General features: G+C 28.4%; 24 protein-coding genes and 1 riboswitch. Of the genes, 8 read left to right on the top strand and 16 right to left on the bottom strand.

What is annotated here, in order from left to right; all coding sequences use genetic code 11:
- Positions 1–11: 11 nt before the first annotated feature.
- From ACZ5TJ_RS02925 to ACZ5TJ_RS02895, 7 genes are all read right to left on the bottom strand, one after another.
- Positions 12–1,115: an ABC transporter ATP-binding protein gene (locus tag ACZ5TJ_RS02925; protein WP_338587183.1), complete on the bottom strand. Its 1,104-nt coding sequence runs from the start codon at positions 1,113–1,115 to the stop codon at positions 12–14.
- A 90-nt stretch (positions 1,116–1,205) separates the two neighbouring features.
- Positions 1,206–3,035, bottom strand: a complete 1,830-nt coding sequence (locus tag ACZ5TJ_RS02920) for a glycoside hydrolase family 13 protein (RefSeq protein ID WP_338587181.1) — start codon at positions 3,033–3,035, stop codon at positions 1,206–1,208.
- An 88-nt stretch (positions 3,036–3,123) separates the two neighbouring features.
- Complete coding sequence (locus ACZ5TJ_RS02915) at positions 3,124–4,113, bottom strand: LacI family DNA-binding transcriptional regulator (RefSeq protein WP_464201168.1); 990 nt, start codon at positions 4,111–4,113, stop codon at positions 3,124–3,126.
- A gap of 316 nt (positions 4,114–4,429) precedes the next feature.
- Positions 4,430–6,577: an alpha-amylase family glycosyl hydrolase gene (locus ACZ5TJ_RS02910; protein WP_464201166.1), complete on the bottom strand. Its 2,148-nt coding sequence runs from the start codon at positions 6,575–6,577 to the stop codon at positions 4,430–4,432.
- A gap of 238 nt (positions 6,578–6,815) precedes the next feature.
- Entirely contained in the window at positions 6,816–7,538 is a 723-nt protein-coding gene (locus ACZ5TJ_RS02905; RefSeq protein WP_055207416.1) for an amino acid ABC transporter ATP-binding protein, read from the bottom strand.
- Entirely contained in the window at positions 7,525–8,211 is a 687-nt protein-coding gene (locus ACZ5TJ_RS02900; protein WP_054199046.1) for an amino acid ABC transporter permease, read from the bottom strand. The genes ACZ5TJ_RS02905 and ACZ5TJ_RS02900 overlap by 14 nt, the downstream gene beginning before the upstream one ends.
- A gap of 89 nt (positions 8,212–8,300) precedes the next feature.
- Positions 8,301–9,143 carry a transporter substrate-binding domain-containing protein gene (locus ACZ5TJ_RS02895; protein ID WP_055207417.1) on the bottom strand — a complete coding sequence of 281 codons (843 nt, stop codon included), beginning with the start codon at positions 9,141–9,143 and terminating at the stop codon, positions 8,301–8,303.
- Positions 9,144–9,412: 269 nt separating this feature from the next.
- On the opposite strand from ACZ5TJ_RS02895, the gene ACZ5TJ_RS02890 reads away from it, so the two are divergent.
- Positions 9,413–10,507, top strand: a complete 1,095-nt coding sequence (locus ACZ5TJ_RS02890) for a P-loop domain-containing protein (protein WP_464201162.1) — start codon at positions 9,413–9,415, stop codon at positions 10,505–10,507.
- Positions 10,508–10,551: 44 nt separating this feature from the next.
- On the opposite strand, the gene ACZ5TJ_RS02885 is transcribed toward ACZ5TJ_RS02890, so the two are convergent.
- The 7 genes from ACZ5TJ_RS02885 to ACZ5TJ_RS02855 form a co-directional block, all read right to left on the bottom strand.
- Positions 10,552–12,663, bottom strand: a complete 2,112-nt coding sequence (locus tag ACZ5TJ_RS02885; protein WP_464201160.1) for a HelD family protein — start codon at positions 12,661–12,663, stop codon at positions 10,552–10,554.
- A gap of 23 nt (positions 12,664–12,686) precedes the next feature.
- A complete protein-coding gene (ftsH, locus tag ACZ5TJ_RS02880) occupies positions 12,687–14,735 on the bottom strand; it encodes an ATP-dependent zinc metalloprotease FtsH (protein ID WP_055207420.1) in 2,049 nt (682 codons plus the stop codon).
- Positions 14,736–14,761: 26 nt separating this feature from the next.
- Complete coding sequence (lepB, locus tag ACZ5TJ_RS02875; protein ID WP_082201711.1) at positions 14,762–15,349, bottom strand: signal peptidase I; 588 nt, start codon at positions 15,347–15,349, stop codon at positions 14,762–14,764.
- On the bottom strand, positions 15,349–15,570 hold the full coding sequence (locus ACZ5TJ_RS02870) for a DUF3006 domain-containing protein (protein WP_055207588.1): 222 nt from the start codon (positions 15,568–15,570) through the stop codon (positions 15,349–15,351). The genes lepB (ACZ5TJ_RS02875) and ACZ5TJ_RS02870 overlap by 1 nt, the downstream gene beginning before the upstream one ends.
- 213 nt (positions 15,571–15,783) lie before the next feature.
- Positions 15,784–16,290, bottom strand: coding sequence for a signal peptidase I (gene lepB, locus ACZ5TJ_RS02865; protein ID WP_055207421.1), 507 nt, complete (start codon positions 16,288–16,290; stop codon positions 15,784–15,786).
- Between the two features lie 12 nt (positions 16,291–16,302).
- Positions 16,303–17,598: a diaminopimelate decarboxylase gene (gene lysA, locus ACZ5TJ_RS02860; protein WP_464201156.1), complete on the bottom strand. Its 1,296-nt coding sequence runs from the start codon at positions 17,596–17,598 to the stop codon at positions 16,303–16,305.
- 164 nt (positions 17,599–17,762) lie between these two features.
- Positions 17,763–17,926, bottom strand: a riboswitch (Lysine riboswitch).
- Between the two features lie 118 nt (positions 17,927–18,044).
- Positions 18,045–18,725 carry a beta/alpha barrel domain-containing protein gene (locus ACZ5TJ_RS02855; protein ID WP_055207423.1) on the bottom strand — a complete coding sequence of 227 codons (681 nt, stop codon included), beginning with the start codon at positions 18,723–18,725 and terminating at the stop codon, positions 18,045–18,047.
- 169 nt (positions 18,726–18,894) lie between these two features.
- Between ACZ5TJ_RS02855 and ACZ5TJ_RS02850 the strand changes: the two genes are divergently transcribed.
- Positions 18,895–20,145 (top strand): DUF1576 domain-containing protein, encoded by a 1,251-nt coding sequence (locus ACZ5TJ_RS02850; RefSeq protein WP_464202263.1) that lies wholly within the window; start codon positions 18,895–18,897, stop codon positions 20,143–20,145.
- Positions 20,135–20,476 (top strand): hypothetical protein, encoded by a 342-nt coding sequence (locus tag ACZ5TJ_RS02845; protein WP_464201154.1) that lies wholly within the window; start codon positions 20,135–20,137, stop codon positions 20,474–20,476. Before ACZ5TJ_RS02850 ends, ACZ5TJ_RS02845 begins: the two co-directional genes overlap by 11 nt.
- 55 nt (positions 20,477–20,531) lie before the next feature.
- Here ACZ5TJ_RS02845 and ACZ5TJ_RS02840 read toward each other — a convergent pair whose 3' ends face one another.
- Positions 20,532–21,029: an NAD(+) diphosphatase gene (locus tag ACZ5TJ_RS02840; RefSeq protein WP_039311520.1), complete on the bottom strand. Its 498-nt coding sequence runs from the start codon at positions 21,027–21,029 to the stop codon at positions 20,532–20,534.
- A gap of 70 nt (positions 21,030–21,099) precedes the next feature.
- Complete coding sequence (gene sfsA / locus ACZ5TJ_RS02835) at positions 21,100–21,792, bottom strand: DNA/RNA nuclease SfsA (protein WP_464201152.1); 693 nt, start codon at positions 21,790–21,792, stop codon at positions 21,100–21,102.
- A gap of 671 nt (positions 21,793–22,463) precedes the next feature.
- Here sfsA and ACZ5TJ_RS02830 point away from each other — a divergent pair.
- The 5 genes from ACZ5TJ_RS02830 (at position 22,464) to ACZ5TJ_RS02810 (ending at position 26,250) form a co-directional block, all read left to right on the top strand.
- Positions 22,464–22,787: a PadR family transcriptional regulator gene (locus ACZ5TJ_RS02830; RefSeq protein ID WP_045724833.1), complete on the top strand. Its 324-nt coding sequence runs from the start codon at positions 22,464–22,466 to the stop codon at positions 22,785–22,787.
- On the top strand, positions 22,780–23,601 hold the full coding sequence (locus ACZ5TJ_RS02825; RefSeq protein WP_464201151.1) for a DUF1700 domain-containing protein: 822 nt from the start codon (positions 22,780–22,782) through the stop codon (positions 23,599–23,601). The genes ACZ5TJ_RS02830 and ACZ5TJ_RS02825 overlap by 8 nt, the downstream gene beginning before the upstream one ends.
- A 1-nt stretch (position 23,602) precedes the next feature.
- Complete coding sequence (locus ACZ5TJ_RS02820; RefSeq protein ID WP_464201149.1) at positions 23,603–24,499, top strand: DUF4097 family beta strand repeat-containing protein; 897 nt, start codon at positions 23,603–23,605, stop codon at positions 24,497–24,499.
- 98 nt (positions 24,500–24,597) lie between these two features.
- Positions 24,598–25,866: an alkaline phosphatase family protein gene (locus ACZ5TJ_RS02815; RefSeq protein ID WP_464201147.1), complete on the top strand. Its 1,269-nt coding sequence runs from the start codon at positions 24,598–24,600 to the stop codon at positions 25,864–25,866.
- A 72-nt stretch (positions 25,867–25,938) separates the two neighbouring features.
- Positions 25,939–26,250: a DUF3892 domain-containing protein gene (locus tag ACZ5TJ_RS02810; protein ID WP_464201144.1), complete on the top strand. Its 312-nt coding sequence runs from the start codon at positions 25,939–25,941 to the stop codon at positions 26,248–26,250.
- The last annotated feature ends 24 nt before the right edge of the window (positions 26,251–26,274 follow it).

The following is a 26,274-nucleotide window of genomic DNA, read 5'->3' as shown; positions in this document are numbered from 1 at the left end:
GCCTTAAATTGCTAAGCTATTGTTTCTTGAGTAGTTTTATCAAAAATACATATTGAATCTAATTTAAATCCAAATTCTATTGCTTGACCAATTTCATAACTTAAATATCTATTTGATTTTATTATTATTTTTCTATCATCTTTACTTACATGAATATATAACTCTGAACCTAGATTTTCTATTAAATTAACTTTTCCAATGAATTTTTGTATATCAATGCTTTCTAATTCTTTCTTATCAATAATTATATTTTCAGGTCTTACTCCTAAAATAACTTCTTTGTTATGTATATCCTTTAACTTATCTAGTTTTTCTCCAGTTATTTTAATCTCTGAATTAAAAGTTTTTATAAATTTCTCTTTATCAGTTGTTTTTATATCTCCATAAAAGAAATTCATTTGAGGACTCCCAATAAAACCTGCAACAAACATATTCACTGGATGCTCATAAATTTCATTTGGTGTATCAGTTTGCTGTATAACGCCATCTTTCATTACAACAATTCTTGTACCAAGTGTCATTGCCTCTGTTTGATCATGAGTTACATATATAAATGTTGTATCTAATTTTTTATATAACTTTGATATTTCCATTCTCATTTGAACTCTTAATTTTGCATCTAAATTTGATAGAGGTTCGTCCATCAAAAATACTTTAGGTTTTCTTACAATAGCTCTCCCCATTGCTACTCTTTGTCTTTGTCCTCCTGATAATGCCTTTGGTTTTCTATTAAGTAGTTCTTCAATATCTAGTATTTTGGCTACTTCCTTAACTTTTTTATCAATCTCTTCCTTAGGCATCTTTTTAAGTTTTAACCCAAAGGATATATTGTCATAAACAGTCATATGAGGATATAGTGCATAATTTTGAAAGACCATCGCTATATCTCTATCTTTTGGAAGAACATCATTTACTAATCTATCTCCTATATAAAGTTCTCCACCTGATATGTGCTCTAATCCAGCTACCATACGAAGGGTCGTAGATTTACCACAACCGGATGGTCCTACAAAGACAATAAATTCCCTATCTTTTATTTCAAGATTAAAATCCTTTACTGCTTCATATCCATTTTCATATATCTTTTTTATACCTTTAAATGTTAATCCAGCCATAAAAACCTCCTCTTAAAAGAATCGTTACATATATTTGTTAACTAATTCTTCTATATTGCTATATTTTATTGATGTATTTTTATTAACTAATTATTTGTAAATCTTAAATTCATATGGTTCTAATGTAATTTCTCTTTCTAATGTTTCAGTTTTATTTTCAAATAAATTAATAACTTCTTTATTTATAAGTTCATTAGGTAATAATATCTTTTCCTCCACATTAGAATTATTTATGATAATTACTATATTTCCTTTAGAATAAACTAGTATTTTATCCTCTCTACTAGCATTTATCCATGTATTATCTAAAAGTTTGAATTCGCTATTTTCTTTTCTAATTTCAATAATTCGTTTCATAAATTTAAACATATCTTTATCCTGTTTATCTTCATCCCAAATCATACATCTTCTATGGAACTCTTTTCCCATGCCTTGATCGCCTTCCATCCCAACTTCATCTCCATAATAGATGCATGGTGATCCGGCTTGAGTAAACATAAACAAATATGATAATTTCATCTTTTCTTTATTTCCTTTTGCAACAGTTAATATTCTTGGAGTATCATGACTGTCTAAAAGATTAAATATACTCTCCCCAATTTGTCTTAAATAACTTACTTTATTATCTTCAACCATGAACTTAAACTGTTCAGAACTAATTTCATCTAAGCAAAAATATTCTTTAATGGCTTCAGTTACTGGATAATTCATAACAGCATCAAATTGATCCCCCATTAACCATGGCAATCCATCATGCCATACCTCTCCAAGTATATATACATCTGGATTTATAGTTTTTACTACTTCTCTAAATTTTCGCCAAAATACATGATCTACTTCATTACATACATCTAATCTCCATGCATCGATCTTCATATCATCTACCCAATACTTTGCAACATTTAATAAGTATTCCACAACTTCTTTATTTTCTGTGTTAAGTTTAGGCATTAATGGAGTTCTTCCAAATGTTTCATAATTTAAATTATTACCATCTAATTCTTCTAATTCTCTATCAACTACAGGAAACTTTTTTATATGAAACCAATCTTTATATCTAGATTTTTCATTATTTTTTATTACATCCTGCCACTGTGGTGCAAAATATCCTATATGGTTAAACACGGCATCTAACATTATTTTCATGCCTCTTTTATGAGCTTCATCTACTAATTTTTTAAATATCTTTTTGTCTCCAAGTGATGGATCTACTTTAAAATAATCTATAGTATCGTATCTATGATTTGTAGTAGCTTCAAATATCGGACAGAAGTATAATCCTGTTATTCCAAGATCACATAAATAATCTAATTTATCTAATACACCTTGAAGATCTCCCCCCATAAAGTTATCTCCAGTAGGCTCTGTTCCCCACGGCTCAACATTCTTAGGATTTATTGATTCATCTGCATTATAAAATCTATCTGGAAATATTTGATACCAGATTGTATCTTTAACCCACTTTGGTGTCTTTGCCACATCTATGTTATTTAAATATGGGAAGCAAAAGAAATCTCCTATTGCAGATAATTTTTTTTCATCTTCATATCCATTTAATTCATGTACTCTTTTTTCTGTATATAATATTGTTTCATTTTCTCCATCTAATATAAATGCATATCTTGAACGCTTCATTTCAGGTTTGTATTCAACTATCCAATGATCAAAATATTCTGTTTCACATTCTTTTTTCATAGGATAGCTCTTTCCACCTATCCATCGTCCTCCTGTAGCATTCATATTTCCGCCATCACATCCACCAGCATCCCATATGTACGGATCTCCAATTCTTATTTGTGCTTTTTTAACCTCTCCTTTTTTAGTTTTTATCCTTAAGTGTAATGTCTCACTATCATATCCATATGAATAATTACTCTGTACAATATGATGTATTGCTTCTCTTGTAATTCTAGATTTCATAAAACTTTTTGCCTCCTCATATTTATTTTTCTTCTAATTGAATCGTTTCCAAAAATGTTATTTAAAAAATGAACCTTAAATCCAAAAATTACCTTACTGATCTTCTCTTTATAAATTCATGCTCTAATCTTACTATTTTTTTTACTTCCTCATCTTTTATAAGCTTGTCTAATACTTTTCCACCTTCATATCCAAAATTATACATACTTTGTCTAATTGTACTTAATGCTGGTGATAAATACTCTGCCATTTCTATATCTCCAAATCCTACTACAGAAATCTCAGTAGGAATATTTATATTTAATGTATTTAATCCTTGATATACTCCAATTGCAATGCTATCAGCTCCACAGAATATTCCATCAACATCTTTATTTTTTATAATTTTTTTTATAGTTTTTTCTCCAAACTCCTTAGAAAAGTTTCCATAATATATATCTTCTTTTTTAACTTTTATATTATTATCTTCTAAGGCTTTAATGTAACCTTTAACTCTTTCCTTAGTTACATAAGAGCCCTCTCCACCTTGAATTGTTTTTATATTTTTACAACCATTATTAATCATATGGCTAACAGCTTCATATGCAGCCTTAAAATTATTTATACTTATATTAGCAACTTTCTCTCCTGTAATTTCACAATCAATCATTACAGTTGGAAACTTTTTATCAATTAATTCTTTTATATATGGATCATTTGTATGTATTCCATATAATAATGCTCCCGCTATATTATTTTCTCTACAAAATTTATAATATGATTTACCACATTTTATTGAAGTTCCTAATGTAAATAATGAAACTGAATAATTAAATTTTTCTCCATAACTATATAACCCTCTAAGTATTTGAAATAAATTATCCTGTTCATTTAAAGCCTTTGTTATTATTACTAAATGATTGCTATTTCTTTTAACTAACTCCCTGGCATGTTTATTAGGTATATAATCTAACTCTTTTGCGGTTCTTAAAACTAACTCCTTTGTTTCCTCATTAATATCATTATATCCATTTAATGCTCTAGATACTGTCGATATTGATATATGACATTTTCTTGATATATCTTTAATTGTACTCAATTTTTTCTCTCCTTTATCCATTTAACATTATAAATACAGTTATAATCATATCATGTTTTCAACAAATTTACCATTTTTAAGTATATATACTATTCTAAGTATATTTTTTTGAAAATGTTTACCTATATGTAATTATATTCTCAGTTTTCCAACTATTCAATATAGATATCTTAACTTCGACTCCGAAAACGTTTCCGAGTTTTGTTCCTCTTTTAATTAATTTATCTATTTTTTATCATTAAATTATATGTAACATTAATATAGCTTTTTTAGTTTTTTAAATAAAAATGCTATATTAATGTTAATCTTATCCCCTTTAGTTTTGCCAATCCACAACTACTTTTCCTGTTGAGTTATCTGGCACCTTATAAGTATGATTCTTTCCACTTTCCCATATTACTTGGTTACCTTTTTTCTTGATAAATTTAAAATTAATTGTTTTTCCCGCTGGAACACTTACATCAAAATACCAGTTTGGATATTGATATTCTACTTTATTGTACATTGCACCAATTGCATTATTAGGATTCCAGTTTCCAAGTTCTCCTGTATCTCCTGTTAAGTATATATTTTCTCCCATTAAAGTTTTTGCATTTTTAACTACAAATCTTACGCATTCTTGTTTACCTGTTAATACATTAAAATCTTTATATAAATTTGATTTAACGCCTTGTAATGTTTTTAATGAAACGTTAATCTTTCCCGCAGAGATATCTGGAACTTTAACCTTTACTTCTCTGTCATTCCAAGATACTACTTCTCCTTGTTTTTCTCCAAAATTAACAGTTCCCTTTGAATCTCCAAATCCTCTACCATCGATAGTTACAATTTTCCCTGGTTCGGAAGTAGGACTTCCTATATGACCTATAGTCGGTGAATTAGTTTTAGCAACATAACTCCATACTGCTGTAGCTCCTGGTTTTAATGTGAATTTTTCAATATTTCCTTTTGAATCTACATTGATATTATTATTTGATGTTATATTATTTAACACACTTTCATAATTTCCTTTTGGAAGACTTGTAAGTGCTCCTGTTATATCTACGCTCTTAGATTTACTTTTATTTATTGCTACTAAAGCAACATTATCACCAAATTTTCTTTCATAAATATAAACATCATCATTAACCCATCTTTGCTCTGTACTTCCATAAGCTATAGCTGGATTTGTCTTTCTTAAAGGAGCTAATTTTTGGATTACTTTATATGCAGTAGTATCCTTATTAAATCCTGTCATCATCGCTCTATTATAAGGATCACCATTTCCTGTCATATACTGTTCTGTTCCGTAATATATAGCAGGAACCCCTCTTGATGTTAATGTTAAAACTAATGCCTCATCTACACTTTTCTTATCTGATCCATCAGTATGAAATCTATCCATATCATGATTATCAATAAATGTAACTTGATCGTTTACATGTTCATAATCATTAGCTGTACTAGAAATAACTTCATTTAATCCGTACATATTATCTGATCCATCTCTAAGAACTTCTCTTACTTTTTGAGCATATCTAAAATCAAGTAAACTCATCCCACTATTATTTGCAAATTCTACGTTTTTAGGATCGACCTCTCTCTTACCTAAGAACCACTCACCAAAAGTAAATACTTGCTTATGATCATATACATTATCAACAAAATTCTTTTGCCATCCTTCTGGCATATGCTTTACTGCATCCATTCTTATACCATCAATTCCTGTATTTAACCACATATTAATAGCATCTTTAAGATATTTATCAACAGTATTATTTTCATGATTTAAATCAGCCAAATCATATAAGTTTTTATATATTCCATTCTCTATTGTTGAGAAATCAGTACCTCCATTATGATTAAAGATTCCATTTGGATCATTTGAGTGACTTGCTATTAACTTTCCATTATCATATAACTTACCATCTTCTGATAGCTTACTACTAGTAGGTGATGTATGATTTGGTGCAAAATCTATAACAACCTTTATATTATTATCATGTGCAACTTTAACTAAATTTTTAAAGTCCTTTATGCTTCCAAATGCTGGATTGGTCCTTTTAAAATCTCTTGCCCAATATCCATGATACGATGTACTACCATCTTCAAATACACTATAAATATTTTCAACTGGTTGTGAAATCCAAATTGCTGTTATTCCCATATCCTTTAGGTAACCACTAGTTATTTTATCTTCTATCCCCTTCCAATCACCACCAAAATATTTTTTTAGATTCTTCTTATTTGCATCATACATTGCACCTTTTGGATTATTGCTACTATCTCCATCATAAAATCTATCCGTTACAATTTGATATATTACATCTGTATTAAAATTAACCTTATTATCAACTGATGCATCACTAGAATATCTTTCTGCCGCATGTACAGTTTCCGCTTTACCAACCATAGGTGTAATAAACATTGATTGTGATACTATAATAGTAAGAGCTACACAAGTTGCTTTTAACCTTTTGTTCATAATGATTCTCCCCCTAATCTTTTGTACATAAAAATTAATATATAAAATTGCAATTTCATAATATTTATAAATTAATTATAAAATCCCCATAAACTTTTTACAACAATTACTATTTACGAAAAAGTTTCCGTGTTTTGCTAAGCATATTCCTCTCTAAATAAAAAAGTCTGTAAATATATTATAAAATTTCAATTTATAATATATTTGCAGACTATTATTAACTTTATATATCTTAGCTTTATAATACTTTTGATAAGAAATCTACAGTTCTTTGATTTTTAGCATTTAAGAATATCTCTTCAGGAGTTCCGCTTTCCATTATCTTTCCTTCATCCATAAATAAAATTCTATCCCCAACTTCTTTTGCAAATCCCATTTCATGAGTTACTATTACCATAGTCATTCCTTCATTGGCAAGTAACTTCATAACACTTAAAACTTCTCCTACCATTTCTGGGTCAAGAGCTGATGTTGGCTCATCAAATAACATAACATCTGGTTCCATACAAAGTGCTCTAGCTATTGCTATTCTTTGCTTTTGTCCACCTGATAAAGAATTTGGATATTCTGAAGCTTTATCACTAAGTCCAACTCTATTTAATAATTCCATAGCTTTATTTTTTGCTTCTTCCTTTGATAGTCCTTTTACGTTAATAGGTGCTAAACATAAGTTTTCTAATACAGTTTTATGTGGGAATAAATTAAATTGTTGAAACACCATTCCCATCTTTTCTCTAATTTTATTTATGTTTTCTTTCTTATCTGTTATATTTTTTCCTTCAAAAGTTATTTCCCCTTCAGTTGGTACTTCAAGTAGATTTAAACATCTTAAGAAAGTACTTTTCCCTGAACCTGAAGGTCCTATAATAACAACAACTTCTCCCTTTTTTATATGTTCATTAATACCTTTTAATACTTCATTTTTTCCAAAAGATTTATGCAAATTATTAACGTGAATCACTAGCTTTCATCCTCCCTTCTAAATATCCCATAAGACGACCTAATGAGAAAGTCATAACAAAATAGAATATTGCAATAACTATATATGGCTCAAAAGGTAAATAGACTGCACCTTTTACTATATCCGCACTAAATAAAAGTTCTGATACACCTATAAATGATGCCATTGATGATTCTTTAATTACTGCAACAAATTCATTACCAACAGCAGGTAATATGTTTTTTATAGCTTGTGGTACTATTACCATCTTCATTGCTTGAAATTGTGTCATTCCAAGGCTTCTTGCAGCCTCCATTTGTCCTTTATCTACTGCATTTATTCCAGCTCTTATTATTTCTGACACATAGGCTGCTGAATTTAAAGATACAGCAATTATTGCTGCTGTAATTGGCTTAAAGTCAAGACCTAGAAATAATGCGGTACCTGAGTACACCATTAATATTTGTAATATCATAGGTGTTCCTCTTATTATCTCTATGTATACTGTTGCAATAATAGACAAGGGTTTAAATTTTCCTATTCCAAATTTTGATGCTTTCATGAAATATAAAATAGAACCAAATATCGTTCCAAATAACACTGCTATTAATGAAATTATTAATGTCATTTTAGCCCCTTCTAAGAAAACCGGTAAGTACTCTTTTAAGAAGCTAAAATCAAATTGATACCCCATTTAAATTCCCTCCTTTATTTTAGATGCTTGGCTAAATTTTAGCCAAGCATCTAATTCTTAATATTATATATATTTATCTTTTTGCACTTTTATTTCTCAATCTGCTTTGAAGCTAAATCATTTGCTTCAACTATAAACTTATCTAAGTCTCCACTATCTTTAAGTCTTTTTATTGTTTTATTTACTTGTTCTACTAATTCTTTTTCTCCCTTTTGAACTGCAATTGCATTTCCACCTGTTTCATCTTTGAATTCTATTTTAGATAAAGCTAATTCATTATTGTTTTTAATAGCCATTTCTGCAACTGGTTTTTCTGTAACTAAAGCATCAATCTTTCCTGATTTAAGTTCTAATATTAAGTTATTTACATTAGCCAGTAATGTTGGATTTTCAGCTTTTATTTTTTCCTTTGTTATGTCTGCTTGAGTTGAACCCATTTGTGCTCCAACTTTTGCACTCTTTAAGTCTTCTACAGCTTTATACTTATCTAAATCTTTTTTATTTACTAAAACTCCATGTTGAGCTGTGTAGTAAATATCTGAGAAATCCATTACTTTAGCTCTTTCTTCATCTGGATTCATACCTGAAATAATCATATCAATTTGTCCAGCTGGTAATGCTGTAAGTAAAGCATCAAATTTCATTTCTTTAAAAGTAAGTTTAACTCCTAGGTCTTTAGCTACTTCTTTAGCAAGTTCTACGTCAAAACCAACTATTGTCTTTTTACCATCTACCATTGTATAGAATTCATATGGCGCATAATCTGCACTTAATCCAACAACTAATTCACCTTTATCTTTTATTTCTGTAATTGCAGTCTTACTCTCATTTGAAGTACCTTTATCCTCTTTATTTCCACATGCTACTATGCTAAATGTCATTGCTAAAGCAAGACATGATGCAATCACCTTTTTTAATAATCCTTTTTTCATTTTAAAATCCCCCTTTTTATTTCCCCAAATTTATTTTCCATTTATTAACTTACTCATATTATACATCATCTCCTTATATTTATGCAAGTATTTTTTAATATTTTTTATATTTATGCAAATATACATATTTTTTAACACTTTATATACATAATGTTGTATATACATAATTTGTAATACAATTTAATTTATATATTTTATATCACCAAAATTTATAGCTCTCTATATAATGTATTAGTTAAATTATTAATTGCTATAAGGAGTGTGGTATCTTGAGCAAATCAAAGAATCGTCACATGTTTTTAGGAGGAAATACTTCCGAAGGCTTTTATTCACATTTTAAATATCTTCTTTCTCAAGAAGATGCAAATGAAATAATATGTTTAAAAGGTGGTCCTGGTACTGGTAAGTCATCTTTAATGAAAAAATTAGCATTTTATTTTGCTACAAATTCCTATACAGTTGAAGAATATCACTGTTCTTCTGATGACCAATCTCTTGACGGTGTATTAGTTAAAGAACTTAAAGTTGCTATATTAGATGCAACTGCACCTCATATGACTGATCCAAAAAACCCTGGGGCTGTTGATAGGATTATAGACTTGGCTAAGGCTTTAGATATGAAATCAATTAGACCTCAAAAAAAGGAAATTCTAGCTGTATCCAACGATATAAGTAACTCATTTACAAGAGCTTATAGATTCTTTAATGCAGCAAGTAAAGTTTATTTAGACTGGAGAAAAATTAATAATACTTGCGTAGATAAAGATTTACTTCTTAACTTTGAAAACACATTAAAATCAGCTGTTATTCCAAGTGTTTCTACTGGTCATGTAGGAAAAGAAAGACATCTATTTGCAACAGCATTTACCCCAAATGGAATTGTATCTTTTGGTGATAATCTATCAACATTTACTGATAATATATTTGTACTTAAAGGAGAACCTGGTTTATATAAGAGTTATATGCTTAAGAATCTTGCAAAAGAATTCTTAAATCATGGTTTAGATGTTGAGTACTTCCATTGTCCACTACTTCCTGAAGAAGTTGAACACATTATAATTCCTGAAGCTAAAATAGGAATATTTACAGAAAATGAAATTTCTAAACTTAAACTTAATGGAACTTCATTTGATTTAACTTCTCTTTGTGATAAGAAGAAACTTGACGCCGTTAAAGATGAAGTTGATTTTGATAGATGTGAATTTGATATATTATTAAATAAAGGTTTATCCCTTATAACTGAAGCTAAACTTCTTCATGACAAACTTGAAAAATTCTATGTTGATAATATGGATTTTGATATAGTTAATGCTTTATATGATGATATAGTTAAGGAATTTGAATCATTTAAACCTAATAAATAATATAAAAAAGATATGATGTTTAAACATCATATCTTTTTAATTTATTATAAAATATTCTTAGTTTTAATTATTGATAACCTATGAAGTGCTCTTGTGCACATAATATAGTTAACAAGATCTGGTGTATTATTTTCATTTTCTAATATAATTACACCATCAAATTCTAATCCTTTTGCATAGTATGCAGGAATAAGAACTTTTCCTCCATTATAGATAATATCATTTCTATCAAAAGTAAGTATCTTAACTTTTTCCTTTAATCTATGAGATATTTCTTTAAGTTCTTCTTTGTTTTTAGTTATAACTGCAATACTTTCAAGACCTTCTTCTTCATAATCCTCTATAATTGAATTTATAGTATCTATTGTCTCTTCCATATTTTCAGTTTCTTCTTCAAGAACTTTTTCCCCATTTCTAACAAGTGGAACTATTCTTTCTTCTTTTAAGAACTTACTTGCATATTCCATAATTTCTTGAGTTGATCTATAACTCTTATTTAAAGAGAAATTCATTATTCTTGATTTTTCAAATATTGTATCTAAGTTTGTCATAGCAGGTTTTTCATCCGTTTCTATAAGTCTTTGATTGCTATCTCCAACTATTGTATAACTTGTTGAACCTGTTAGCTCTTTAATTACTTCAAATTGCATAAAGTTATAATCTTGAGCTTCATCTATAACTACATGTTTATATTCTTTCTTAGATTTTTTACCTTCTAATTTAATCATTAAGTAAAGAATTCCTGCAAGATCCATATATCCTAAATCTGTAGTATTTGTAGCTTTCTTATATATATCTACTACATCTTCATGTAAAATCCAAGTATTTAACTCATCTCTTGCATTCATTACATATCTTATGATTTCTCTTATTCTTAATCTTCTTTGGAAATCTAAATTATTTTTTTCAAATATAAGATCTTCTTCTTTAATAGATTTAATTTTTTCTTCTATATCTTTATTAAGCTTCCAAACATACTCATCTCTCTTATCTTTTATCTTTGAGATAAGTATTCTTTTTATCTTCTCACTTCTTCTAAATAAAGGCATATAAGCATAGTGCTTATCAAATAATTCCTTTATTTCTTCTTTTGATACAATCTCTTCACCATCGAATATTACAGGTTTTATATTGAAGTAATTTCCATTCATTTCCTGTACTTTTTTATCTAACTCTTTAGCAAAGCTTTTAGAACTTTTCTCTTTATAATCTAGTAAAGATTTTTCATCACCTTGCATTGCTTTTTCGATGTAATAAGAGAACTCAGTGAAGTTTTCTTTTAATCCTATTTCTTTTATAGCAAAAGACTCAAAAGTCATATTATCTATTCCATCTTCACCTAAAGATGGTAAAACACCATTTATATAATCCATAAAAATATCATTTGGACCAAGGATAAGAACTTTATCTCCAAATTGTTTTCTAAAATTATATAAAAGATATGATACTCTATGAAGGGCTATTGTTGTTTTACCTGATCCAGCAACACCATTTACAACAACAACCTTATCTTTTGGTGCTCTTATTATCTCATCTTGTTCTTCTTGTATTGTCATTACTATATCTTTAAGCTTATCAGAAGAATTATTAGTTAAAACCATTTGAAGTATTTCATCTTTAACATCTAATGCTGAATCAAATACCCCTTTAAGTTCTCCACGTTTAACTATAAGTTGTCTTCTGCCTAAAATATCTGCTTCAATTTCACCAACTGGTGATTCGTAAGAAGATTTTCCAAGAGTTCCTTTATAGAAAAGTGATGCAATAGGAGCACGCCAGTCAACAATAACTGGCTCAAAGCTTCCTTCTTTAGTTAATCCAAATCTTCCTATATATATTTCTTCAGCGGTTCTATCGCCATCTTCAATAAATGTTACTTTCCCAAAGTATGGTGATTCTTTTAAAATAGTATATTCTTTAAGCTTCTTATCAATACTTTTATATGCCTCTTCTTTTACATAAGCTTCATGGTCAAAGTATTCTAATATTTTATCTTCATCATCTCTATACTCTTCTATAACCTTTTTTCTATAATCAACAATATATTCTGTTATATATTTTCTTTTATTTATATAATTTAATATTTCTTCATTCAATAAACTTATAGTTTGATTTAAGTGTTTTTCTTCTGTCAGAAAATCTAGATTATTATTCACTATATTCTATATCTCCTTTAAATTTAAATTTCATCCTTATCTGGAGTGTTTTCCTCTTCTTTAGTATTGCCATCTTTATTATCTTTTAAAAGGTCTAAGCTTTCTTCATCCACTACAGTTTCTAAGAAAGCAGTTTCTTCATTTGTTCCTTCATTCATAAGAACATCTTCTTTTTTTCTTTCATTTTTGCTTTCTTGAATTATTCTAGCTTCTCTTTTTTCTTTTTCTTTTCTCTTTTCTTCTGCTTCTCTTTTAGCTCTTATTTCTGGATATTTTTCATAAACTATTTCCATGAATTCATCTCCAAAAATTGTTTCTTTATCAAGAAGTACATTTGAAATCTTATCTAATAAGTCTCTATTTTCTTTTAATAACATTCTAGCTCTATTGTGAGCTTCTCTTATTATTTTTAATACTTCTTTATCTACTAATGTTGAAGTTTCTTCACTACAATTTCTAACTGCTCTACCATCTAAATATCTATTTTGAATAGATTCAAGAGCCATCATATCAAATGTATCTGTCATACCATATACAGTTACCATACTTCTAGCTGTTTGAGTTGCTCTTTCAATATCATTTGAAGCACCTGTTGATACTAAGTTAAATACTTCTTCTTCAGCAGCTCTTCCACCTAGCATTACAGTTATTTGATTTAATAACTCTTCTCTAGAAATTAAATACTTTTCTTCTTCTGGTAATTGCATAGTATAACCAAGTGCACCCATAGTTCTTGGTACTATTGTAATTTTATGAACAGGGTCTCCATCTGAAAGTGCTGCAACTAAAGCATGCCCAACTTCGTGGAATGCAACTGCCTTTCTTTCCTTAGGAGATAAAATTCTATCTTTCTTTTCTTTACCTGCTATTATATCTTCAACAGCTTCCCTTAAATCGTCTTGGATAACTTCTTTCCTTCCTTGTCTAACAGCTCTAAGTGCTGCTTCATTCATTATGTTTGCAAGGTCTGCCCCAACTGCACCTGGAGTACTCTTTGCAATTTCTTTTAAATCTACATCTTCTCCAAGTTTAATATCTTTAGCGTGAACTCTAAGTATCGCTTCTCTTCCTGGGAAGTCTGGTCTATCAACTATTACTCTTCTATCAAATCTACCAGGTCTTAGTAATGCTTTATCTAATATTTCTGGTCTATTTGTAGCTGCAAGTATTACTATACCTTTTGATGAATCAAATCCATCCATTTCTGCAAGTAATTGATTTAGTGTTTGTTCTCTTTCATCATTACTTTGAAGTTGGCTATCTCTGCTCTTACCAACAGCATCAATTTCATCTATAAATATGATACATGGTGCTTTTTCTTGAGCATCTTTAAATAGTTCTCTAACCCTCTTTGCACCAGCACCAACAAACATTTCAACGAAACTTGAACCTGCAATTGAGAAGAATGGTACTTTAGCTTCTCCTGCAACTGCCTTGGCAAGTAATGTTTTACCTGTTCCTGGAGGTCCAACTAAAAGTACACCTTTTGGAAGCTTAGCTCCTATTTCTGTATACTTACTTGGATCATTTAAAAAATCAATAACTTCTTCTAATGATTCTTTTGCTTCTTCTTGACCTGCAACATCTTTAAATGTTACTCCAATTTCATCTTCCATATAAACTTTAGCATTATTTTTTCCCATTGACATCATGCCGCCACCCATTTTGCCTGCCATCTTAGAAAATAGGAATCTCCACATAACAAAGAATAATATTATTGGTAATCCATAAATTAATAAGAAATCAAATATAGGTGATTGTTTAGGATTTTGACCTGTTACATCAATGTGTGCTGCGTTAAGTTCTTTAAGTAAATCATCATTTTTAATATTTACAGTATATAAAGTTTTTCCTTTAAGATCACTCTTATCATTTGGAGTGATTATTAAATTATCGCTTGTTATTACAACTTTAGAAATTTGCTCATTTTTAACCATCTCTTGGAACTTGGTATACGTAATTTCTTTATTCATAGAAGTTTCTCTTACGTAGTTAAAAGACGCTATTATAACTAAAGCTATTATAAAATATATAATCCCACTTTTATTTCTTTTTTTATTTTCTTGTTGCATTTACTCCACCTCTCTCTTTTGTATTATTATTCTAGTAAGCCAATTCTATTTAGCGGATATATTCTAATTTGTGCTTTTCCTCTTATATCACTACCATCAATGTACGGATTCTTCCAAAAACGTGCATCATTAGAATTTGCCCTATTGTCTCCTAAGAAGAAATACTTTCCTTCTGGAACTTTATATTCCCCATATGTATCCATTGGATTTTTAACATATGGCTCATCTAATTTCTTTCCATTTACGTATACAACTCCACCATCAATCTTAATTGTATCTCCTGGAAGACCAATTAATCTTTTAATAACTGTTTCATTTAATTCCTTAGAATCAAAAACTACAATATCTCCCCTATGTAGCTTTTCTGGATTGTAAACCCTTGTTACAAAAAGATTGTCACCAACATTTAATGTTGGTTCCATTGAGGAACTAGGAATGTATACTTTAAATATCAAGAACTTGTTAATAAGTACTGCAAGGACAACTGCTATGATTACTGGTAATACCCAATCAAAAAATAAATTGTTTTTCTTAGATAAACTATTCTTTTTATTTCTTTCTGTTCTTTTCTCTGTATAATCTGTAATTTTTATTTCGTTTTTTTCTTCATTCATTATTCCTCCCACATCCCTTTCATAAGCTCATTTATCTCATCAATACGTTTTTGTGTAGCTTCCTTATTAAAGATATATTCTTCCCCAATCTTATAAAGTACATCTCCTTCTTTTAAAGGTTCTTTTACTTTGCTTTTAGGGATTTTTATCATTTTACTACTAGATGTTTCAAGGATATAATGTTCTGATTCTATTCTATCAACTATATATTTTTCCTTCATAAATATATTATCGACCTTTTTAACCTTTCTGAAAATTCCATATTCTTTAATAATTATAACATACTTTTTTGTCAATTTTCTTTCAGTAATATTTAATTTATTAAGGTTTTTGAAAAATTTATTTTCATTTTGTTAATAAGAAAAGCTATTTTCATAAATATCATTCATATATCTATAAGAATGTAATTTATAAAAATAGCTTATATTAATTATCTAATTTATACTACCAAAATTTTTAATAGGTGCAATTCTAATTTGAGTTTTTCCCTCGATGTCTTTTTCATCAATATATGGATTAACCCAATATCTTGAATCAGCTGAATTTGCACGATTATCTCCTAAGAAAAAATACTTTCCTTCTGGAACTTCATAACTTCCAAAAGTTTCTTGCGGATACTTTACATAATCTTCTTCTAACTTTTCTCCATTTACATATAGTGAATCACCATTTATATTAATCTTATCTCCAGGTAATCCTATTACTCTCTTAATCATAGTTTTCTCACATTCCTCATTATAGAAAACTAATATATCCCCTCTTTTAATGTTATCAAAGTTATATACCTTTGTTGCTAAAAATTTATCTCCTACATTTATCGTAGGTTCCATAGAGCCAGTTGGAACTTCAACTCTAAATATTAAGAACTTATTTATAAGCACTGCAACTACAATTGCTGAAGCTATCGGAATAACCCAATTTTTAATAAATCTAACACCCATATTTTCTCCTTATTAACCCACTTCATTTCTTATCATATCTTCATAACTTTCTCTCTTGCATATTACTCTACTCTCACCATCTTTAACCATAACAACTGCTGGTCTTGGAATCTTATTGTAGTTATTTGCCATTGAATATCCATAAGCACCAGTAGACATTACAGCAAGCAAATCTCCGCTTAAAACTGATGGTATTTTTATTCCTTCTAAAAGTATATCTCCAGATTCACAGCACTTTCCTGATATTGTGACCTTTTCTTTTGATTCATATATCATTCTATTTGCAACTATACATTCATACTGAGCATTATATAAAGCAGGCCTTATATTGTCTGTCATTCCTCCATCAACTGAAACATACTTTCTAATAGATGGAATATTTTTTATAGAACCTATAGTATATAGTGTTAATCCAGTATTACCAACTATTGATCTTCCAGGTTCAATTATAAGTGTCGGTCTTTTTAGTCCTATCTCTTTACAGACATTATCTACTTTATTTAAAATAGCTTCGCAATATTCTTTTGTTTCTTTTGGAGAATCATCTTTACTATAATAAATACCAAATCCTCCACCTAAATCTAGTTCTTCAATTAGGTATCCTGTTTTCTCCTCTATTCTTTTCATAAGTTTTATCATTACTTCGGAAGCCTCTTCATAAGGTTCAATATCAAAAATTTGTGAACCTATATGACAGTGAAGACCGCACAAATTAACATTTTTTAATTTTATGGCTCTATTTATTGCATTTATAATATTATCTCCAACTGGTGCAAAACCAAACTTTGAGTCTATTTGTCCAGTTTTTATATACTCGTGAGTATGAGCTTCAATTCCTGGTGTTATTCTTAAATAAATATTTTGAATTCTATCTTGTTCTTTTGCCTTTTGATTTAGCTGCTCTATTTCATAAAGGTTATCAACAACAAAAGTTCCAACACCAAGACGTACCCCCATATCAATCTCTTCTAATGTTTTATTATTTCCATGGAATAGTACCTTATCAAGTGGAAATCCTGCTTTATATGCTGTATAAAGTTCTCCACCTGAAACTACGTCTAAATATAATCCTTCTTCATTTATTAAATTACACATTGCAAGAGTTAAAAATGCTTTTCCTGCATATGCTACTTTATTTCCTCTACTACCACATTTAAATGAGCTATAATATTTTCTACAATTGTTTCTTAAAAATTCTTCATCCATTACATATAAAGGAGTTCCATACTTTTCTACTAACTTTGTAGCTTTTATTCCTCCAATTACTAAAGAATTTTCCTCTGTTTTCATAGTACCAAATAATTTCATAAACGATTCCTCCACTCTATTTTAAGTAAAACAAAACGCCACAGAACAAACTGTGACGGGTAATAGCGTGTGGGGTTATAAGGTCTACTTATCACGTAAAAAATATTCAACAATAAAAAGTATTATAAATACTACTTATATAATTAAATATTAGATATGCAATTCGTCCTTGTAGCTCTCCACGTTATGTGACAGTTATACATATGTTATATGTATACCCAGAGTTATATCTTGCAAATATAACCCTTCGGCCGATTTTCCTTTCTTTTTCCTTCATAGATTGCGTCTCGAGAAAAATACTAATAATTTCGGCACCTCTACCCTAGGGCTGTTTCTTTTACCATAATATTATATTTTTATATTATTGTACCATATTTTTCTATTTTTTCAATAAAATTTTTCATTTAGTTAAAATCTAATACATTTTTCTAAATTTGTATGTATTTTTAAATACCTTTTTCTCTATATACGTCCATAAGGTCTCCCATAATCTCAGCTGATGATGGTGGTGTATAACTTATAACGTTAGCTCCTGCTTCTATTGTTGCTATTATACTCTCTTCTGTTGGTCCACCTGTTGCTATTATAGGAATCAATGGATACTTTTCTCTTATTTTTCTAACTATTCTTGGAGTATTTTTTCCTCCTGAAACATTTAATATAGTAGCACCTGAATTTAATCTATCATCTATATCTGTATCTTCTGATACTATAGTTACTACTATTGGGATATCTACAGTTTTTCTAATTCTTTTAAGAATACTATTTGAAGTTGGTGCATTTACAACTACTCCTATAGCTCCTTTAAACTCTGCATCTAGAGCTAAGTTTACAACTCTTCTTCCTTGAGTTATTCCTCCACCTACTCCACAAAATACTGGAACATCCGCTGCTGTTATTATAGCTTCTGTTATTTTGGGTTGGGGCGTAAATGGATATACCGCCATAATAGCATCTGCATTTGTATTTTTTATCATTGCAACATCAGTTGAAAACATTATAGATTTTATTCTTTTTCCAAAGATTTTTATACCACTACATCTTCTTATTACTGATGGCGCTTCTATTATATGATTTCTCAATGTACCTGATATTTCTGGTACGTATTTTTCATTCTCCTTAATCATTTACTTTCTCCCTCCAAAATATCTAATAACTTTACACTTTATTATAGCCTTAACTTTTATTTCTGAAAATATTTTATATTAAAAAATTTTCAACATTTTATTATAGATAACGTATACATTTATATATTATAATATTTATAACTCTATAAATTGAGGTGAATAGACTGTGATGACAAAACGTAAGCTTTTTTTACCTTACAAAATATTAATTGCTTTATACCTATTTTTTATTGTTACAGCCTTTTTTGTTGATTCACCTAATGAGATTTTAACTGGTTTAAAATCAATTATATTAACTCCAGATATTTTAATAACAGATTATATATCTATTGGGGGAATCGGTGCTACTTTAATAAATGCTGCACTTACTAGCTTAATTAGTATTTTGATATTATACCTTCTAGGTATAAAGCCAAATGGATCAACTATAATGGCCTTATGGCTTATGACTGGTTTCTCTTTCTTTGGAAAAAATATTCTTAATATATGGCCTGTTATGTTTGGTGTTTATTTATTTTCAAAGTATCAAAAAGCTCCACTACTAAATTATGCACTAGTTATGATTCTATCAACAACTCTAGCTCCAACAGTAAGTCAACTTAGATTTACTTCTAATAATATTTTACTAGGATCATTAGGTGGCGGATTAATTGGAGTATTAATAGGTTTTATATTAGCTCCAATTGCAGCTCATTGTATATCCTCTCATGGTGGATATAATCTTTATAATATTGGGTTTGCAAGTGGGCTTTTAGCTACACTACTTATGTCTCTATTTAGATTTGTTGGAATTGATTTTGAAACTCAACTTATATGGAGTACTGGAAATAATAAATTTTTCCTAGTATTTATAATAATAATCTGTCTTTACTTAATAAGTGTTGGAATTTATTTTGGACGAGATATAAAAACAAATTTAACTAAAATAAATAAACAATCTGGTAAGTTAGTTTCTGATTTTTACTTATTATTTGGAAATAGCGCTTATATAAATATGGGGATTATAGGATTATTTTCAACCTTTTACTTAGTTTTAATAGGTGGTGATATAAATGGTCCAACTATCGGTGGATTATTTACTATAATAGGTTTTGGATGCTTTGGTAAACACTTATTAAACATTATTCCTGTAATGCTAGGTGCAACAATCGCTGCTTCAATTAGTGTATTTAATATCACTGATGAAGGAATTCTTTTAGCAATATTATTTAGTACTTGCCTTGCTCCTATCTCAGGTAAATTCGGATGGAAAATAGGGATAATTACTGGAATGCTTCATGTAGCATTAGTATCAAATGTAGGATATCTTCATGGGGGGCTAAATCTTTATAATAATGGACTTGCAGGTGGTTTTGTCGCAATGATTATACTACCAATTATAACTACTTTCAAAAGAGAGGTTCGCACAGATGAAATTTAAAACTGAAAAAAACTTAAAAATAATTAATGAAATAGTATCTTTTTGTTATCATTTTGCATCTAATGATGTTACCGTAAATATAAAAAATGATAATTCTACTTCAGTAATAACAATTAATGCTATCATTAATAAATTACCAAAAGAAGACTTTGATAATTTAGTTCACTCATTAAACATTCCACGTCAACATGAAGTTGAACAATATTACTGGCAACTTAGTGGAGATAATGCCTTTGACTGTGAGTTATCTTTAGTTGGAATGATGACTGATAAATGTGAAGTATCATATGAAAATTCCATTCTTCATATTAAACTTACTAGAAACGAATAAATTTAAATTAATAAAGCCAAAGATAACTTATATAAATTATCTTTGGCTTTATTTTCTATTTACCGTTTCTAATATCTATAATTTTCTTAACTACTTTTTTACCTATTATATCTTCTTCCATTTGTGATAATGCATCTTTTAAATCTACCCAGCCAATACCTTCAACTTCATCTGATTTATTAATTTCTCCGCTTTCATAATTTGCCATGAACGTTAGCATAAATAGATCTTTATCCTTAACAAAGTCTGAACCTAAGTAAGTAACATCTTTAATAGTTATACCAGCTTCTTCAAGTACTTCTCTATGGACAGTATCTTCTGCTCGTTCATTTTGATCTACATATCCTGAAATTAAGACTTTTGAATGCTTATATATATAACTTTGCTTTAATAACAGTATTTTATCCTCTTTAATAACTCCAACAACTATACATGGCTTTGGGGTATCGAAATACAAAGTATCATCTACTTTACAATAGGGTACATATCCTTCATCCCAACAATTAAATAATTCTAATTTTCTTCCACATTTTGGACAATATTCAAACTTCATATTATTCTCTCCCGTATTCTATAGTTAACTATATTATAAAGTATACATAATTCTTTTAGAAGTTAATTTTCTAAAAACTAGTTTTTACTTCTTTCGTTAATGTTATACCATCTCTTTCTACTAAACATTCATAAACAAATATATCAACTCCAGCATCCCTTGCTTCTCGTAATGCATCTCCAAACTTTTTATCTGTTTCATCATTTGGCTTAAAACTCTTCATTCCATCCATTTGAAGTAAAAATAAAACACCAGCTCCTCTTCCACTATTTTTAACTTCTATTAACTCTAAAAGGTGTTTTCTTCCTCTTTCAGTTGGTGCATCAGGAAAGGCAGCATTACCGTCTTCTTCTAAAGTAACCCCTTTTACTTCTAAATAATATTCATCTCCGTTTTCTTTTCCTAATTTAAAATCAAATCTACTATTTCCAAAAGTCTTTTCTTTTAAAATAATAGGATATTCTTTAAGCTTATCTATTTTTTTATTCTTTAACGCTTCAAGAACTACTTTATTTGGTATCTGAGAATCTATACTTATAAGTTTATCACCTTTATACACAGCTACTAAATCATATTTTGTTTTTCTATTCTCATTATCTTCTTTTCTTAGAAGTACAGTTACCCCTTCTTTCAAAAGCTCCTTACATCTTCCTGTGTTTGGAACGTGAACCGTTATGTCTTCTCCATTTAAATTAACAACTGCATTAAATCTATTTGGTCTACTTATAAATTTACTTTCTAATACGTCTTTTCCATACTTCATTTAGCATTTCCTCCATCTTTGTCCACATTATCCACATTTTTTATCCACAGTTTTGTGCATAATGTTAATTTCTTCTGCCAATATATATCGTTTTTATACAATTAATTTTAATCAATAATATTTATTTATACAAATTCCACTATATTGTTACATTTATTATTGCAAAAAGTATATATTGTGTCTAATTATGTTATGTTAATAATTTTACTATATAAAACAACTTATCCACATTTTAGGTGAACTTATCCACATTTTCAACATAAATTCCTTATAAACCCTCTGTTTACCAAGGTTTGAGACCTGTTGATTATTTTGTAAAAATAAGGTTATAATATACTATATTTTACCCATATTTCTTAAGTTATTCACAGTTTTATGGCAAAAAAAATAACCCTTAGAAAATGTAATCTAAAGGCGTAAAATTTATATGAATATGTTTTTGTTGGCTGCAATTTGGCTCAATCTTTAATTTAATATTAAACGTTTTCAGAGATTTTGTCAATTATTTTATTATAATTTTTTTATAAACGAATCTTAATAATTCTTATAATATTCTTAAAATACATATTATTCATAGTTCACTATCTTGTATTAAACAATACCTTATTGTATACTATAGCTATTAATTGGTATTAATTTACTAATATGAGATAAAGGAGTAATATAATCACATGAATACTCAACTTAAAAAGGGTGTCCTAGAATTATGTGTTCTATCTGTACTTTCTAAAAAAGATTGCTATGGCTATGAATTAATAAGCGAAATTTCAAAGCATATATCAATTTCAGACGGTACCGTATACCCCATTCTTAGAAGATTAACTAAAGAGGGTTACTTTACAACTTATCTTCAAGAATCTATGGAAGGCCCACCAAGGAAGTATTATCGTCTAACTTCTATTGGATACAATTATAAAGAAAATTTGGAACGCGAATGGCTTGAATTCCAAAATGCAGTTAACAATATTATTATTGGAGGTTACACCTGTGAATAAAAAAGATTTTTTATCTATACTAGCTAATGGCTTAAAAGACTTTCCTGAAAAAGAGCTTGCTGATATTCTTTTTGATTATCAAGAGCACTTTACTATAGGAAAATCTAATGGGAAAACTGAGGAAGAAATTATTGATGAACTTGGAAACCCTTATGAAATAGTTTATCAATATAGATGTGCTTATTTAGAAAAAACATCTTATGATACTAAAGATACTCTTAATTTAGATAAGGATGATACAAAGTTCTATTGTGATGTAAATTATGAGGATGTTTATACAGATACTAATAGTTATGACTCTAATAGCTACTCTAATCCTGATATAAACAGCGATTATAACTCTAATAGACATGATGAATCTACTACAAGCAATAATGATACTATGAATAATAACAATACAAGGGATAAATCTTGGTTTGCTAGAAATTTTGCATCTAGCAGTATGGGCCCATTAAAAGTTATTCTTATTATTTTAGCCTTTATATTCTTTAGCCCATTTATTCTTGCTTTAGGTGCAGCTGGTGTCGGACTCATTTTTGGTATAATTGGTATATTTATGGGAATTATAGGTGGAAGTTTCGGTTTATCAATATCAGGTATTGCAATTATATTATCTAAGCTTGGTTTAGTAGTTTTAGGAGCTAGTGAAACTCCTAAATTTATAATAGATTTTCCAAACTCAGTTATAGTTTTATTTATAATTGGATCTTTAGCACTAACAATACTTTTATGTATGCTTACTTACTATTTCATTAAATGGATAGTTATTTCAATAATAAATTTATTAAAAAAAATTAGAAAGGAAGGTAACTAAGGTGAAGAAAAAAATTATAAAAAAGAAATTTAAAATAACATTGCTAGTTCTCCTTCTAATTTCAATTTTTTCATATATATCTTGTTTCGTAGTTTTATATAACAGCAATTATAAGTTATCTAATTATAAAGAAGAATTCAAAAAAATATTTGGCGTTGATGTTTCAGATAATCTTTTTGATTTTTCAAATTGGAGAAGCTCCCATTATTTTTCCGATACATCCGGCTATGTGATTAATAATGATATAAAAACTCTTCATATTAAAACTGTATCATCTAATATCTCTTTAAAGAGTTATGATTCAGATCATTTTAATGCTAATTATTCAGGTAATTCTTCAAAACCTAACGAAACTGTTTCTGATGGTTTTGTATTAGATAAAAAAAATAATACTCTTAATATATCTATGAATGATGCAGAAAAGAAAATTTATAACGGTAATATTGAAATCTTAATCCCTAATAAATTTAATGGCAATATAATAATTGATACTGTAAGCGGAAATATTAATTTAGATGGTATAAAAGCTAGTAATTTAGCTGTTAGATCAACTTCTTCTGATGTAATATTAAGAGATAATAATATTTCAGATGAGTTAAATATTACTTCAACAAGTGGAACTATATCTTTATATTCCCAAACAAAATTTAAGAGGGCAAAGTTTAAAACTGTATCTGGAGATATAAATGCAGATCTTTCTAACAACATTAATTTATTAGATATAACATCAACTTCTGGTGATGTTATACTTTCGAATGCAAGTACTATGAATAATGTAAAATTCGAATTAAATAGTACATCTGGTGATATAAATCACAATAATATTAATCTTGAAAAAGGTAATGGAAATTCTAAAGTTAAAGTAAAAACTATAAGTGGCGATATTGATCTTAACTAAATATACTCTTTAAAAATTTAGAATATAAAAATTATATATAATGAACTCCCTTTATAGTAAAATATATTTATATTATTACTATTAAAGGGGTTTTTTTAATGAAAAAGAAATTTATTATATTATCTTTTGATGCAGTGTCTAATAAAGATTTTGAATATATAAGAAACTTAAAGAACTTTAAAGCTCTAATTAAAGATAGTTCTTATTGTGAAAATGTTGAATCCGTATACCCTTCCCTTACTTACCCAGCTCACACTTCTATCTCAACTGGTAAACTTCCTATAAATCATGGAATTATTAATAATATAAAGGTTGAACCTTTTAGAAAAAAAGCTGATTGGTTTTGGAGACAAGATTATATTAATGGAAAAACTATATATGATTCTGCAAAAGAAAAGGGCTTTAGAACATGTGCACTTTTCTGGCCAGTAACTGCCAAATCAAAGACAGTTGATCTTAACCTCCCTGAAGTTTTACCAAATAGATTTTGGCAAAATCAAATAATTGTCTCAGCTTTAAATGGTACATTAGGTTTTCAGCTTAAAGTAAATAATATGTTTGGCCATTTAAGAGATGGAATAAACCAACCTAACTTAGACAACTTTACTTTTGAAAGTTTAATGTATGTTCTAAAAAATGATTTAGCTGATTTTATATTAGTTCATTTTACAGATGTGGACACAAAAAAACATGAACTTGGTACAAAAAATTCTGAAATTAAGAATGCTTTAAATAGGCATGATGAGAGACTTGGAAAAATTGTATCATACTTAAAAGAAAATAATATTTATGATGAAGCTACTATAATAACACTTGGTGATCACGGCTGCAAAGACACTAACTTTGTAATAAAAATAAATAGATTATTTTTAGAAAATGGCTATATTAAGGTTAAAAACGAGAAAATAAAGAGTTATGATGCTTACTGTAATTATTGTGATGGTTCTGCTTATATATATTTAAATAATAAAAATATTAAAGATGAAGTTTATAATTTGCTTAAAGACTTTTCTCTTAAAAATAATAACTGTATAAAAAATATTTATTCAAAAGAGGAAGCTATTTCTTTTGGTGCTGACCCTAACTCTGATTTTATGCTTGAAGCTAATGATGGTTATTATTTCATTAATGACTACTCTCCTAATATCATAGAAGGAACTAAAGAAAAATACGATTTAGGAACTCATGGATATTTTCCAAAAGATAATAATTATAAAACATTTTTTACTATAAAGGATAAAAGCATAAAAAATAATTATAAAATATCCAGTATGACCCTTATGGATGAAGGTGCTACTATATTCCATATGCTTAATGATAAAATTGATAATCTAGATGGCAAAGTTATTACTGAAATTTTTAAGTAATACAACTCTATAATGCATATTTTTATTTAAATTACTAAAACTATTAGTGTATCAAATAAGGAGGTAGACTTTATGAATAATGAAACAAATAATAATATGATTGGTAACTTACCAAAAAGTATTAATAAGCCTTCAGAAGCTCCTAAAAGCGATGCACTAGAAATTACTGGAGTTGTTAAACATGGCAGTCGTATCGTGGGATATGAACTTTCAAATGGACATCAAATCGATAAAAATGCTGCAGTTCAAATGGCTAAGGATGGCGAAATCAAAGGTGTTGGTGTAAGTGTTTCTCGAAAAGGGGAAGAATACATAAGAAGCTTACCTGATGATAATGAATCCAACAACTTAAGTAATTTACCAGTTATAGCAATACACTCATAACTATATATTTTTAACTACACCACA

It is taken from the genome of Clostridium budayi (assembly GCF_055396605.1).
The sequence above is the reverse complement of the archived record's forward strand: the minus strand, read 5'-3'. Positions and strand labels throughout refer to the sequence as shown.